The following is a 15,424-nucleotide window of genomic DNA, read 5'->3' on the forward strand; positions in this document are numbered from 1 at the left end:
AACTTCCTGTGTTAAGATTTTGCAAGAAACACTGGCAATCATGAAAAAGTGACTTTTCCTAACCACCGGTGATCGAACCTTAAATATACCCGGTGGCGTCGGCTTTCTCAATTGGCCAAACGGGGTAAATTATGGCAATAAGTGCTTAGAAATAAACAACTTAGAGAAACGCTTTGACTGCCTCTAGGAAAGTGACTCGCGCACGGCTTAGCGACTGCCTTTTTGAAAGAAACTTGCAAGTGTCGCATAAGCCTGCGCGGCTAATTGCCAAAATTCTGGACGGCCCGCTAGATCATCATCTTATCCATGAATAATGCCCTTTCGGTATTAGCTCCCCATTTCCCCCAGATTTACCAGCAATCCCGCAGACGAGCCATTTCACCAAAGAAAGGAATTCGATTCGACCCAAACTTTCGCCGATGAATACCAGAAGCGAGGGATTCGCTCACAAATAAAGTCCACCTCACAACTTGACGTTATCGCTGGGGTGTCTGGACTCTGGTAAATGCTGGTCCGCCGGCAGGCGGCATGCGCTAAAGGGAATTTGGCATGGTGAAATCGAACCAACCGCAGGGTTTGTGGCCATATTTGGTTATTCTTAGCCTGCTGTTTGCCCTTTGCATGAGCATGCCGCGTAGCTGGCGGAAAACCGCCGAGCACTCTGCGCGAACGATCGCCGCCCAGCGACCCGACCCCCTTGCGCGGTCGCTTATGTCCCCCCTTGATAAGCCACAGGCGCAATCCGGTGCGGTGGGGTCCAACACCAACCCTCCCGTCTTGGGTAAACTGCTTTCCAGCGAAGAGTATCTATCGCAAACCTCTTCCTCCCCCGATACAGTCACTTCACCTCTTCTGGCAGCGGAACTTTCCCCGTCAAAAAAATCAGCAACATTGCAACCCGTGGAGTTGCCGCTGGCGAAAAAAATAACCGAACAGTACCAACCGGTTATCCAATCCGCCAAACCATCGCAAAATCGCCATATACCCCAGATTCCCACTGACTCGGTCTGGCTCGCGCAAGTCGATCGTTTGGTCGATCGGGTGCGGATCAATTTACGCCCCGTCGATTTTCGCAATGTGCTGCACTGGTCCCGCAAACTGCCACAAACGTCTAATAGAGATGGCAACAAGATCGTTCCATTGGAAAACAACCCTCTTCATCCCTCCCTGTCACGCACGGATAATAACGCCCCCCTGACCCCGAGACCGCTTGCGATTCCCGAACAACCAGAAATACTCGCCGCAAATTCGCCGCAAAATCTCGCTCCGCGGCATCAGCCTTCCACAACTCCCCTGACGCCCGATCAACCCGGCCCTTTGGCCGATGCACCGCTCCCCCTCTCTGCTATTCCGCAGCCAAATACCCATTGGCCAAAAGCCTGGGCGTTAGTCCAGCGATGTGAAGTATTGCGCGGAGAGGAAACATCACGGTTATGGGCGAACCGGGTGTTGGCTTGCCTGGAGAACCTAGAAACACTGTCCCTGGTTGATCATCGTTCGCGGGAAATTTTGGCGGAATTGCGGTACTTATCCCAAGAAGTGGGCCGACTGCCAAATCTTAAGGATGCCCCCGCCCTGGCCAAACTGCTGCATCAGACGCAGTATGATTTGGTCCGCCGATTGGAATTGTGGGATGAAATGTCCGCCAGCGCCACGCAGCGTGGCATGCAGGCGGGAGCCCTGGGAACCGACATTAGTCCCGATACAGAGATACTGCAATTACTACAAGAAGTCCAGGCGTTACTGGCAACCGCGCCGCAAGGGGAGACCTGGCGCGTTTATCTGCGGATTCCGGAACTGGCGGAACTGGCCCAGGGAAATCATTCGCGGCAAAATTCGGCGATTGCCGGTTTGCAGCCCGCCAGCCATGGGTTTGGCGGGATAGGCCCCGACCAAGCGACCATGGCCATTGATTTGACCGCGCGGCGGCGGCAGCTAGCGCGGCAAATTGTCAATCGCCTGCAAAGTGCGCAACTGGACCAGGCGCAACGGACGTTCATTCAAACCACGGTGGTGGGCAAGCTGGCGGACACGCTAGATCGGTGGCTAGTGGAACCCCTGTCGTTGGCAGATATTGCGGCCCAAATCGAACAATACGAGGCGACGCATTTCCCCGCCGAGGGGCGGCGCTTGGGCTACATCACACGGCAATTATCGTACTCGACCGATCCGCGCGACCAGTCACTCGCGCGGTTGCTCGACTTGCATTATCGCAATGCGAATTTCCGGGTCTCGCTAAGCGAGCAGATTTTAAATCGTCTGATCCCCGCCCAACCGGCCGAGACGGAACAGGTCCGCGAGCGCGTGGCCGGCGTGGCCGCCAATGGTCAAAGCACCATGTTCAGCGATGTGCGGGTGCGGCTGCTGCCGCATAATTCGGCGTGGAATTTTTCGTTTGATATTACGGGCCAGGTTGATTCACAAACCACGTCGCGCTCGGGTCCGGTCACGTTTCTCAATCGAGGGTATTCCAATTACTACGCGCAAAAAAATGTGCTGATCAGCCCCGCGGGCATTCATACCCAGCCCGCCACGGTCAGCGCGGATAACCGGACCCGGCTGGCGCGGCTGCGGACTGATTATGACAACGTTCCCATTATGAGCTCGATTGTGCGCAATTATGCCCTGCGGGCCCACGAAGAATCCCGCCCCCTGGCGCAGCGTGAAGTCAGCCAAAAAGTGGCCGTCAAAGCTAGCCGCAAGGTTGATAGCGAAGTTGATAGCCGGATGGCCGCGTTGGAGAAACGCTTGACGGAGCAGTTTTTACCACGGCTGGAGCGTTGGAGCCTAACGCCGCAAGTGGTTGATTTGCATACCACGCCCACGCGGGCTGTGGCCCGGCTACGGCTGGCGGGTGACCTGCAGTTGGCCGCGCATACGGCCCGGCCGCTGCTCATGTCGGACAGTTTGGCCAGCGCGCAATTGCATGAGACGCTGCTTAATAACATTTTAGACCAAATGGAGGTGGCGGGGCGGTCTTTTACCGTCGCGGAGCTGCTGACTCATTTGCGTGAAAAAACGGGGGCGATGCGCGCTACCCTGCCCGCGGACCTGCCCGACGATGTGCGGGTGACCTTTATTGACGAGGATCCGCTGTCGATTCGCTGCCAAGAGGGGCGAATCGAACTGACCTTGGCGATCGCCGAGTTAAAACAAGCGCAGCGCGTGTGGCGCGACTTTGAAGTGACCGTGGCGTACCGCCTGGTCCCGCGGGGTTTGCAATTGCAGTTGGTCCGCGACGGCACGATCGACTTGGGTGGGGAAGCGCATACCGGCAAGTTGGATGTCGTTTTACGCGGCATCTTTGCCAAAATCTTTGCCCGTGAACGGCAATGGGACCTCTTTCCACTGGCACTGGTGGATGATCCCCGCTGGCAAGGCTTGGCCTGGCAAGAAACCATCAGCGACAATGGCTGGCTCGGTTTGTCGTTGGTCACCGGGGCGAGTCTCTCCACGGCAACTCAAGCTGATCGCGCCACGCACCCCCAGCGCTAGACGTCCCGTCAAGATTCTCAATATCTTATTGTTTTACCTCTATTCCGCGGGGAGAAGTTGAGGTGTGTGGAGGAGTGGAGTTTGGAGATTGCTTAGGCGAAACGCCTTTCGTAGCGGCGACGTTCCGTCGCCGATCAGGACGTAACGGCGACGTTTCGTCGCCGATCAGTACGTAGCGGCAAGTTTTACTCGCCGGTCAGGCCGTACCGCCGATCAGGACGTCGCAACTACGCGGAGAACGGCGAATAATACCCGCCGGTACCACTCGGCTAAGAACTTTGATTTTCGCGGGATAGGCCTGGATGAGTGAAAATTGAAGCAGGCCCGCCTACTTGCGCTTGGTGCTTTTGCTTTCCACTTCTAAAAAGTGGGCTAGGACGGCGATCCACGTGCCAATTTCGTCCCATTCGCGCACCGGTCGGCCCCCTAAAATGATCCCCGCCATTTCATCGGCACTTTGTTCGCCATGCAGCACTCGCACTGGCGGATTGTGGGGATTACGGGGATTATCCGCCGAGTTATCCCACACAAATTCCGCCCGGATCACCGTCCCCCGCGGTAAGATAAACCGCCGCTGGTAATGGTAGGTGTCTTGCCAGTTAAAGTCCCAGTCGGGAATAAACAGCAGATTCCGCGTGGTTTTATTGGGTAACTCGGCCCATACTTTTACCTCTTTGCCAATCAAATGCAGATGCGCCCAGATACTGCGAATTTCATAATCAGCGGGCAGGATAAACTTGTCAGTCCGCTTATAAGCCGCTTCGCCGGGAGGAATGTCAATCTCCGACGAGCCTAAAAGGAGCACGCCCAAGTTGCGCGGAGGGGCCTTATCCGTAAAGTACAGGCCCACCTTTGTTTGATCGGTTTCTTCCTTGCCGCTGGGACTATAATGCATTTGCAGCACCAAATCAGTCCCTGGCTTGAGAGTGAGCGCTTCGTCGGGGGCAAAAAAGTTAGCGCCCTGCCCCGGTGCATAACCGGGTGTAAATCCCGCGGGCAAAAACCCGGGGTCGTTGCCGGGATAGCCCTGGCCATCATGCTTTTTTGCCCGGCGGCGGGCGGTGCCGCTCGTATCCAGAATTCCCACGGCGTGATGCGTCACGCGACGGTTGCCGGGAAGTACTTCAATCCCCTTGAGGTAGGTCTGTTTTTTTAACTTCAAGGGAAAAACAAAATGGTGGTAGACGTCACGCCCCTCCGCCGGAACGGTAAAGGGTTGCGGCAGCGCAAGAATCAAATCCGGTTCGCCGTTTTGCCAACCCGTGGGATACTTGGGCTGGGGAGGGAGATCCGTGGCTTCCCCTTCGGGCGCGCCGACGGACGCCCAAGCGACAAATTTAGCAATCTGGGCTTCTGTGAGGGAGCGGTCATTTTTAAAGTTTCCCCAGTCGGCGTGCGGCATCCAGGGGGGCATGATTTGCCGCTTTGTGATTTCGGCCAGTTGATTGGCCCGTTTTTTGGCGTCGGCATAGGTCAAGAGCGAAAACGGGCCGACATTGTCCGGCCGGTGGCACGCCGCACAATGTTGGAACAGCAAAGGGGCGATGTCTTTGTTAAAGGTGGGGGGAGCTTCGTCGGCGTTGACGGTGGCAGTGATGTTCTGCGCAAGTAATGTAGCAGCGCAAAGAAGCGACCAGGGAAGAAAAGGAATTCGCATACTTGGGGCAGGGTTGAAGGCGTAGGATGGGACCAGCCGCTTATCATTCTTGCTAGTTTTCAAACGGCGCTACGGCGCAGTCCCAACATGAATAATCGTGGGACAGCGCGGACGGTAACTTCAATATCGTCATCATGAACCCGCCGTTTGTCCCACGCTAGGGTAAATCCAGCATCTCACGGAGTGAGATCAGTACATTGTTGTCCTCTCACTCCGTGAGAGGAACTAGCGGCTATCTTGAGTTAGTACGGCCTAAGTTCAATTCAAAATCCGATTGAAATTTAACCCTCTCACTACATCTCACGGAGTGAGATGAGTACATTAGGGCATATCAATATCACACCCAATCGCCGTGCTGCGGGGGACGGCAATTTCTTTTCCTTGCTGGATGGCCCGAAGCGCGTCGCGCAGTTCGGTGGCGGTTAGCTGTTCACGGCGTTTACCAAAGTCGGCATAACGATCATCAATTCGCCCCCGGTACAGCAACTCCCCCGCCGCGCTCATCACCGCGACTTCCGGCTTTTTGGTCGCACCGGTCCAACGGGCCAACAGGCACTCGGGGTCCAATATCGCCGTGCATTCAAATCCATACTCCCGTGCATGCGTTGCCGCGGCCTCTGGCGTGAGGTCCCGATCGGCATAGACCAGACAAAACGCGAACTTGGCTCTGTCATTTGGCCCTGCAACTTGGATATCCTGTTGTTTCACTTTTCCAAATTCCGCATAAATCCGCTTGATCTCTGCCGCATATCCGTTGGACATGGGACAGTCATGGCCGTAAAAAATGAGCACGGTGGCGGATGCGGGAGTAGCATTTAGTCGAAAAGTATTGCCATCTAGTGCCTTAAATGGCTCACTGAAAATCCCCTTTGCTGAAATGCTATCAGACTGCATTTCCGTTGCAAATAACGGAATTAAACCTTGAAGGTTTGAAATAAAAACGATGAATAAACAAAAGAATTGCCACGACCGCATTTTTTCCTCAAAAATCACGAAAACCGCCAAACTCTTACCTTACCTGGGAATTTTGCGTCTGGTTTCGGGCTAACGGGCATGATTGTGAATCAATGTTCTCGAAAATTAATGACAAATTTGCGAAAAATCTGCCAACTTCTCGCAAATTTTCAGCAAATATTCACTTTTCACGAAATCTTTGTCCGGTTACTCCGTCGCTTATCGCAATGAGGAGTGGAAATGATTTCAACCCCTCAAAAAAAGGAATGTTACGATGTCCAATCAAATCCTTCGCTCGCTTACCTGGACCAGTGTTTGCTTGATTGCCTTGGCAGGAACTGTAAACTTAAGTTCCACGCAGGTAGTGCAGCGGGATGGCGCCCTGCCGACGATTCAGGTTGCCTCCCAGGGCGGAATCGCTCCTTCCAAGGATGTATTGAGCAGCAAATTCGGTGACTTACAGGCCAAGTATGGTGACCTTCAAACCAAAAATGGTGACTTGCATACAAAATGGGGTGACCTGCATACAAAAATTGGCGACTTGTATTCGAAAATGGGTGATTTATCAGCGGACTTCCCTTACTAGGGGCCTAGAGCATCCCCGCAACATTCAAAGTTTCAACACGCCTCACCGATCCCGGAGAGGCGTGTTTTTTTTGTGGTTTGTAGGAACTCTTGGCTTTTTACTTATTCAAGTTCCGATTTTGCGTGCCACTGAAAATCCGCCAGAAGTGCTTATATGGTATGTTAACGAAACAGCCCCCCTTGCCGCGGAACAGCGCAACTATGATCAATATCTAGAATGGCTGGATGGATCTGAACTATCAAAAGCACGGGAGCTAGCGGCGAACCTTCGAAAGGACCTACGAGAATTTCGGGAATCAGTAGCCAAGGAACAACAAGAAATCGAAAATGCCACCCAGCGTCATGCCGGGAAGTTACCAGTGGTCATTGCCACAAATCAACTTGCACAACAAGGTATCTACCGGTTGTATGACCCCCAGACACTACAGTTTGTGAATGTGCCTTGCAAGTTCCCGACTACACATGACTATATTCTGGCGAGCAATCCCTTGGTAATGGCGGATTCCCTGGCTCTCATATTAACAGAAACGGCCCGCAAGTTTGATCCCGCCCGCTATCGCTTTGTGTTAATAACCAAATCCCACGGTAGTCCAGAGTACGCCTTGACCGTGAGATTACCTCGCCATCACGAGGATATCACTCGCGAGCAGCTATTGGCGTCCTTGGCAGGCACATTAACCGTCAGTCATCCCAAACCAAAGATTGGTATTTCAAAACAAGAGTATCTGCGTCTCCTGCACAATGCTGGCTCACGTTACAAAATGAAATTTCAGTTGGTTTTTATCGAAGCCTGCCAAGGCGTGTTCGCCGAAGTCGAAGCAGAGTCCTTGCCCACAAATGTAGAAGTTCTTTTTTCCAGCGGAAATCGAGGACTACAATATCAGACTTTGAATTATCCCAGCTTGTTAAGCGCGCCTGATGATTCCAAAACTTCCCTCTCCCAAAAATTGAATGATTTTCTAGCCCCCAATTATTTGGCAATTTATCGAGTTACCAGCTGGAATTGGCTGGCTTGGGCGGCACTCATTCCCTTGTTGCTTATGCTGGCTTGGACAATTTTTAAATTAATTCGTTCCAAAACCATCACTAACCGATAGTCGAAATTAAATCCTGTCAAAATTAACTGTCAGCACCCTTGTCCGCTTGCCACAATTGACAACAATCTTTTTGATAAACTTGCTCTCTTCCAGATTGGTTTTTCCTTATGCAATTCAAAATAACTTGCTGCATTTTAAGCCTGCTTGGATGCTTGGATTTGACACCAGCCGCCGCCGACTGGCCCCAGTTTCGCGGGCCGAACAGCGACGGCGTCCTGGCCCTGCCGGCTGGGACCAGCCCGACCATTCCCCGCGAATGGAGCGAAACGTCCAACCTGGCCTGGAAAGTCCCACTTCCCGGTCCTGGCTGGTCGCAACCGGTCGTGGTGGGAGATAACGTCTATGTCACCGCGGCCGTCAGCCAAAAACTCGCCCCGCCCAAGGGTTTTAGCTCTGGCAGTGGCGATTTTTCCTCTTTTTTAGGTGGATTAAAAAAAGCCCCGGATATCACGATCGATTGGCAGGTCCTATGTTTTGATTTGGCCACGGGAGAAAAACGGTGGCAAAAAACCGCCGTCGCCGCCAAGCCGCAGCACGCCATTCACCCCTCCAATACTTATGCCACCGAAACACCCGTTGCCGATCAACATGGAGTCTACGCCTATTTTGCCCCGTCGGGAAAGGTGGTCGCCTTTGATCCCGCGGGCAAACTGCGGTGGGAGCGGGACCTGGGTGCGTATAAAACCATGCAAAACCTAGGCCCGGGCAGTTCTCCCGCCATTTGCGATGGAAAAATGATCATTAATTGCTTTAACGAGGAAAAAGCATTTACCGTTTGCTTAAATACGGCGGATGGAACTCCACTCTGGCAGGTTGACCGTAAAGAAACAGGAACCTCGTGGAGTACACCTTTGGTCTGGCAAACCAGCGCGGGGAGAGAACTGGTGATTTCCGGTCAAAAGTTAATGACCGGCCTGGACCCTGCCACGGGAAAGGAACTCTGGCGGATTGCGGGGTTTGAAATGCCAGGGGCATCCTCCCCCACGTGTGATGCCGAACGCATTTATTGGGGGTATGTCAGTCCGTTTGCCCGAACGCCGTTGTATGCCGTTCCCGCGGGTTTGCGGGGAGATTTATCCCCGGCCAAGGGGAGCAAGGATATCCAGGATCAAGCCTGGTCGGTAAAGAATGGGGCGCCCGACATGCCGACGCCACTATCGGTGGGGGGAAAGCTGTACATCCTGAACGATAACATAGTGCGTTGTTTCAACGCCGCCACGGGCAAAGAACTGTATAAGCAGCGATTACAACAACTGCAAAATGTGGCGGCCTCGCCGGTGGCGGTGGGAAATCTGGTGCTCATTGTCGATGAAGCGGGGAACGCCGAACTTTTAAGCCAGTCCGAAAAGTACGAACGCGTCGGCGGGGGAAAGCTGGCAGATATGTTTTGGTCGACACCCGCGGTCACGCCAGACGCGATCCTCTTTCGGGGGCAAGAGCACTTATTTTGTGTCCGGGCAAAATAATTGATCCCGCCGTATTGTTTGTAAAAGCACGCGAAAAAAAACAACAGACCGCGATTCGCATGGAAACGCGGTCTGTCGAAACATTCTAGCTAACACGTTCTAAAAGTTGTGGCCGCCCGACGGTGACCTGTCACAAAAGCGGATCAGGTCGAGCGTACCCGTCGGCCGCTGGTCAAGCGAGCCACCTCTGGTTATGACTACACATGGTAGAGACCACCTCCTTTACATTGCGAGATCACCGCCCGGCCTGTTGCTTAGCCCGCGTTTGATCCCAGACTCCCCACGGTTGGAAACCAGTTTCCCTCCCGTAGGCTCCTGTTTGGTTAGGCCACGTTTGCCCAACACACGCAACACTTGAATTATGGTAAGCCCATTCATGAAGTCAAGACAGCTTCCTCCGGTCGCGGGTTCGCCCAATTTTTTGGAATTGCGCGGCGCGGCGGTGCATAATTTGCGCAACCTCAATCTGGATTTGCCTTTACAAAAATTCATCGTGCTCTGTGGGGTCAGTGGCAGCGGTAAAACCAGCCTTGCCCTGGACACCCTTTATGCCGAAGGTCAACGCCGCTACATCGAAAGCTTTTCCACCGATATCCGCCAATTTCTGCAAAAACTGGAAAAGCCCAATATCGCTAGCATCCGGGGGCTCCCCCCTGCCGTGGCAATCACCCCGGATCACCGCGCGACAGGCAGCCGGGGGACCGTGGGGGGAGCGACCGAGCTGGACGAGTATCTGCGACTGCTGTTTGCCCGCGCGGCGGTCCCCTCTTGCCCCAACTGCCAGCGTCCCTTACGGGGTTGGACTCCCGCGGATGCTGCGGCATTCCTCGGCCAGCTTTCCCCGGATGTGCGGCTGCTGGTGACGATCGTGTCGCAAATTCCTATGCAATCTCGGGAATCCGCCGACCATTTTGGTCAGTTTATCACCACGCAGCGCGAACAGGGATATTTGCGCATCTTGTTCCGGGGCAAGATTTATCATTTAGATGAGGGAGCGCAACGGACGGAACTGGAACAAGCGTGGCTGACAGGGGAAGATCCCGACGCGGAAGTGGAAATTGTCCTGGATCGGCTGAGGACTGGCACCGCCACGGCGGAACGGTTGCGGGAATCGCTAGAAGCGGCCTTTAGTAAGGGGAACGGCCACGCCCAGGTGTATGCCGCCGCGCGGGATCACTCGCTATCTGAAAATTCGCCCGAACCACGGCCCGTTAGTATATCTGGCGAGCCATACAGCCGCTGGAGTTTTTCCCGCGATATTCGGTGCTCTGTCTGCGGGGTTACTCTGGCGTCCCCCCAACCACAACTCTTTAATCCCCACAGTCCCCTAGGAGCCTGTTCCCACTGCCAAGGAAGCGGCAGCCTCGTGGATCTGGACCTGGCGCGGGTTGTTCCCGATCCGACCAAAACATTGCGTGACGGGGCGATCGCGCCGTGGAACGGAGCGGCATATAACCATGAATTGACACAACTGTTGTCGCTGGCGGAAGCATTGCAAATCCCCCTGGATATGCCGTATGCGCAATTAACCCCTGCCCAGCGAAAATTGATAGAACAAGGATCGCCCCAGCACAAGTTTGGCGGTTTGCGCGGGTTCTTTGCCAAGCTGGAAAAAAAGCGGCACAAGGCCGCCGTACGCACGTTTCTGAGTCACTGGCGGGGAAGCAGACCCTGCCCCGCGTGCCACGGATCACGGCTTAATTCCGCCGCGCTGGCTTATCGGCTAGCTGGACAGACCATCACCCAATGGCAGGGACAGACCGTGGACCAATTGCAATCGCTTTGCCAGGATCAATTGGAAAAATCCGCCAATCAACCCACGCAAGAAATGTTGCTGCGGCAACTCGCCAATCGTCTGGAATACTTGCGGCAGATTGGGCTGGAATATTTAACCCTGGACCGGCAATTTCGCACACTCAGTGGTGGCGAAGCGCAGCGGGTGCGGCTGACCGCGGCGCTGGGATCCAGCTTGGTCAATGTGCTGTATGTGCTGGATGAACCGGCGGGAGGCCTGCACCCCAGCGAAACAGGCAAGATGATCGCGTTTCTGGGCGCGCTGCGCGATCGTGGTAACACCGTGCTGGCGGTCGAGCACGCATCCTCGCTGCTGCTGGCCGCGGATCATCTGGTGGAAATTGGCCCTGGCGCGGGGGAACGGGGAGGAAACCTGGTCTTTCAAGGGACACCCGCGGAGATTTTAACCCACCCCAATAGCCAAACCGGCGCGTACCTGGCTGGCGAGGCGGGGCACGAATCGCGTCCCACCACCCGCCCCACCCAGCAGGGCTGGCTGCGGCTGACGGGCGCGCGGGGGCATCACCTACAAAATCTAACGGTGGAATTTCCGCTGGGCCTGTTATGCGTGATCACTGGCGTCAGCGGCGCGGGCAAAAGCACGCTGCTGGAACAGACGCTTTATCCCGCGCTTTGCCGCAAGAAAAAAATCTCGGCCCCACCCCCGCTCCCTTACACCGAACTGAGCGGCGATGGGCCGATCGAGGATGTGATCTTGGTCGATCAGCGGCCCATCGGCAAATCCCCCCGGTCCAATCCCGCGACGTATCTCAAAATCTTTGATGAAATCCGGAAACTGTTTGCCGAGACCGCCGATGCCAAGGCGCGCAACTTTGGGCCGGGGCATTTTAGCTTTAACGTCCCGGGGGGCCGCTGTGAAACCTGTCGAGGCGACGGGACGTTGCGCATCGATATGCAGTTTTTGCCTGATGTGTTTGTCAACTGCCACGAATGCCAAGGATCTCGCTTTCGCGACGAAGTCCTCAAGGTCGAATACCGCAACCGCAACATCGCCGAAGTCCTGGCCCTGACCGCGCGCGAGGCGTTTACGTTTTTTCGCGGAGCTCCGCACATCCAGGCCCGTCTGAAACAACTGCTGGATGTGGGGCTGGATTATTTGCGTCTGGGCCAGGCGGCCAACACCCTTTCCGGCGGCGAGGCGCAACGGCTTAAGTTGGCCGGTTACATTGCCGCGCTCAAGCGCTCGCGCACGCTGTTTTTGTTGGATGAGCCGACCGCCGGACTGCATTTTTCGGACGTGCGGCAATTGTGCGGCTGCTTTGAGGCGCTCTTGGATGTGGGTCATTCCTTGATTGTGGCCGACCATCACCCCATGTTGCTCTCCGCCGCCGATTACGTGATCGAGTTGGGGCCCGGTCCCGCGCGCCTTGGGGGACGGATCACCGGCACCGGTACACCAGGGGACTTTATGCAAAAGCCAGAGAGCCTGACGGGAAATGTGCTGCGGGAATGGCGAATCATGAGTGGGTAGTGGAAAGTGTGTAGTGGATAGTGGGAAGGGGATAGTGGGAAGGACAGAGCGGCTAGTGTATGGTGGAGTGGTTGGTGTAAGTGGGTCATTTTGGGAACTTTCATCACATTCTTTTGAGGAAATAACATGGGTACGGAAGTGCGTAATTTTCGCGAACTCCAAGTTTGGCAGCGGGGGATGGATTTGGCCGTGAGAGTTTGCCGAGCGGTTTCAACTTTTCCAAACTATGAAATGTATGGCTTGGCATCGCAACTGCGACGGGCCGCGATTTCCATCCCCTCAAACATAGCCGAAGGGAGTGCTCGCTCTGGAACTCGCGAATTCCTCAATTTCTTGTCCATTGCCCAAGGTTCCCTGGCTGAAGTGGAAACACAACTGGAAATCGCGTTCAGATTAAACTATGTTCAAACCACCACCTTTGAGGAATTTTTGTCCGAAACCCAACAATTGACAAGAATGCTGTTTGGCTTACGCAACTCATTGCAAAAAAGGTTGGAACAAAAATAGCCTTTCACTTTTCACTACTCACCTTTCCACTCTCTACTGTTCACTACCCACTACCCACTCCCCCTCCCCATGTGGCGCAATATTTACGGACACGATCACCTGGCGGAATATTTCCAAACCGCCGTCGCGCGGGGGCGACTGGCCAGCACGTTCCTCTTCGTCGGCCCCACTGGCGTAGGGAAGCACACGTTCGCCAGACAACTGGCCCAGACGCTGCTTTGCCATCAACGGTCGGTGGAACGGTTTGTCCCGTGCGACATGTGTGAAAGCTGCCGATTGTTCCTGGCGGGAAACCACCCGGATTTGCATGAAGTGCGCAAGCCCGAGGATAAAAGCGAAATTCCCGTCGCGCTGCTCATTGGCGATTTGACCCGCAACATGCGCATGAAAGAAGGCTTTAGCTATGAAATGCATCTCAAGCCCTATCTGGGAAACATGCGCGTCGGGATCATTGACGATGCCGATTATCTCAATCAAGAAGGGGTCAACTCGCTGCTCAAATTATTGGAAGAACCCCCGCCTCATACCGCGATCATCCTGATCAGCCACGACGTCAACCAGCAGCTACCCACGATCCGCTCCCGCGCTCAACTCATTCGCTTTCGCCCCCTCTCGACCGAAAATCTGCGCGCCGCCCTGGGGCAAACGGATCTAGCCGCCGATCCCGCCGCACTCGAGCGCGCGTTGCAACTGGCCAACGGCAGCGTGGGCCAGGCACTCGAAACCTCCCACCCCGATTTTTGGCAGTTCCGCCAGCGATTGTTTGCCTCCCTGGCCAAATTGCCGCTGAACAATGTCGCACTCGCCCGCGAGGTGCTGGAATTTGTCGAAGCCGCCGGCAAAGAGGCCCGCGATCGACGTCCCCGCCTGATTTGGGCGATGCTGCAAACCGCCGAGTTTTATCGGCACTTGGCCCGCGCGCTATGCGGACAGGCCGATACCGCGGATCCAACTCTTGCCGCCGCGCTCGCCACCGCGCAGCGGCAGGAGGGGTGGGATATCGAGGCCGTGCTACACTGCGCCGAACGGTCCCTTGCCGCCACCGAGCATGTCGAACGCTACCTCAACCAAAACATCCTCTGCGAAGCCTGGCTCGAGGAACTGAGTGTTACGCTAAGCCCCGTGGGAAGTGCGTAGTGGGAAGGAAAATGGTTAGTGGGTAGTGGATCTGAAGAATTATACGCTATCTAGCTAAATATAGCGCAGCTAGCATTTTGTAAATGCGTGAAGACTTAATGCATAATAGTGACATGACGCAACCGCGTTGCGGTAGATGGGGTACCGCAACGCGGTTCTGCATCATAGCCCACGGGTTGGAGCGCAGTGAACAACCCTGGGAAAAATGGCAAAAATAAGGGCTCCGTACTCCAACGGAGTTCCGTAAATTCTGGGTATACTGGGTAAAATCCAGGCTACGTTTACTTGCGATTGGTATTTCTTAGCCAGTAGTTTATGCGTGCAGAAGAATATGCCTGAATCAATTCGTAATTCGCAATTAAACTGCCTTCACTTCACATAGGCCTTTGGTTCCAAAATCTTCTCCGGCGATTCCTTGGCCAGTTTGACAAATTCATCGATGCAGGGGGGGCAACAAAACAGATACTTTTTACCATCGATGATCCAGACGCACTGCGCGTTGGCCTTGGTTTGGGTGATTGGGCATATAGGGTCCCCCGGTTTAGGGCTAAAATCATGCTGTGACTTAAACCCGCGGTATTTTTCCGACGCGGTGATGCCGCCATTCGCCTGAATATCCGCCGCCGTCAGCTTTCCCCCCGGTGTCAGGTACAAATCCCGCTCCGCCTGTGCGGTAACTTTTTGTGGCATTTCCGCCTCGTGCGGATCCACGGTCTGAAAGCTAAACCGATTCCGCGTGCCGTCAAAAATCATCTGCGGTACCACGACCAACAGCCGCGCGCCAATGTACTCCGCTGGCAGCGTCCCCTCGAGCAGCGACGTCTGTCCCGTTGGATCGTCCGGTTGTGGTCGTGATTCCAGCTTGACCGCCACTGCCTGCGGTTTATCCGGAGTGCTGACATACGCGGTCACTGTTTGCTTTGGCACCGGCACGACCTTGCTTTGGTCCTCCCCCAGTGTAAAGAATTTCATCACGCCCCCTTCGGCAAAGATCACCTCGATATGATGATGATTCTGCCCCACCGCCACGATGATTCCCCCATGCGCGCCGGGATCGTGGGCGTGGTCGGAAACCGCCCCTAGCTTTCCCCACCAGCCGCTGGTGGCATAAACGGCTAAAATCAACACGCCCAAGGCTATGCCGGCCAGGACCGCCAGCCGCGCGTTCCCCCGGCGCGGGTGGCGTAAATTGGGCGAAATATAGCTGGGAGATAGACGCGTTGGGGGCATACAAGCATAT

Annotated in this window: 10 protein-coding genes; 7 read left to right on the top strand and 3 right to left on the bottom strand. The window is 54.9% G+C overall.

Going from position 1 to position 15,424, the window contains the following annotated elements; translation table 11 throughout:
• The first annotated feature begins 549 nt into the window (after positions 1–549).
• Entirely contained in the window at positions 550–3,495 is a 2,946-nt protein-coding gene (locus SFX18_14070; GenBank protein MDX1964276.1) for a hypothetical protein, read from the top strand.
• A 328-nt stretch (positions 3,496–3,823) separates the two neighbouring features.
• On the opposite strand, the gene SFX18_14075 is transcribed toward SFX18_14070, so the two are convergent.
• Complete coding sequence (locus SFX18_14075) at positions 3,824–5,152, bottom strand: hypothetical protein (protein MDX1964277.1); 1,329 nt, start codon at positions 5,150–5,152, stop codon at positions 3,824–3,826.
• Between the two features lie 321 nt (positions 5,153–5,473).
• A complete protein-coding gene (locus SFX18_14080; protein MDX1964278.1) occupies positions 5,474–5,914 on the bottom strand; it encodes a hypothetical protein in 441 nt (146 codons plus the stop codon).
• A 466-nt stretch (positions 5,915–6,380) separates the two neighbouring features.
• Here SFX18_14080 and SFX18_14085 point away from each other — a divergent pair, with 466 nt between their 5' ends.
• From SFX18_14085 to SFX18_14110, 6 genes are all read left to right on the top strand, one after another.
• Positions 6,381–6,692, top strand: a complete 312-nt coding sequence (locus SFX18_14085) for a hypothetical protein (protein ID MDX1964279.1) — start codon at positions 6,381–6,383, stop codon at positions 6,690–6,692.
• A 61-nt stretch (positions 6,693–6,753) separates the two neighbouring features.
• Positions 6,754–7,788, top strand: a complete 1,035-nt coding sequence (locus tag SFX18_14090) for a hypothetical protein (GenBank protein MDX1964280.1) — start codon at positions 6,754–6,756, stop codon at positions 7,786–7,788.
• Between the two features lie 107 nt (positions 7,789–7,895).
• Entirely contained in the window at positions 7,896–9,254 is a 1,359-nt protein-coding gene (locus tag SFX18_14095) for a PQQ-binding-like beta-propeller repeat protein (protein ID MDX1964281.1), read from the top strand.
• Positions 9,255–9,630: 376 nt separating this feature from the next.
• A complete protein-coding gene (gene uvrA, locus SFX18_14100) occupies positions 9,631–12,540 on the top strand; it encodes an excinuclease ABC subunit UvrA (protein ID MDX1964282.1) in 2,910 nt (969 codons plus the stop codon).
• 126 nt (positions 12,541–12,666) lie between these two features.
• The gene (locus tag SFX18_14105) at positions 12,667–13,047 is read left to right on the top strand and encodes a four helix bundle protein (protein MDX1964283.1); all 381 of its coding nucleotides are present in this window, start codon (positions 12,667–12,669) and stop codon (positions 13,045–13,047) included.
• 69 nt (positions 13,048–13,116) lie between these two features.
• Entirely contained in the window at positions 13,117–14,184 is a 1,068-nt protein-coding gene (locus SFX18_14110; GenBank protein MDX1964284.1) for a DNA polymerase III subunit, read from the top strand.
• Positions 14,185–14,553: 369 nt separating this feature from the next.
• Here the strand turns inward: SFX18_14110 and SFX18_14115 are convergent, their stop codons facing one another.
• The gene (locus SFX18_14115; GenBank protein ID MDX1964285.1) at positions 14,554–15,414 is read right to left on the bottom strand and encodes a hypothetical protein; all 861 of its coding nucleotides are present in this window, start codon (positions 15,412–15,414) and stop codon (positions 14,554–14,556) included.
• Positions 15,415–15,424 lie beyond the last annotated feature (10 nt).

This window comes from Pirellulales bacterium (assembly GCA_033762255.1).
Lineage (GTDB): Bacteria > Planctomycetota > Planctomycetia > Pirellulales > JALHPA01 > JANRLT01.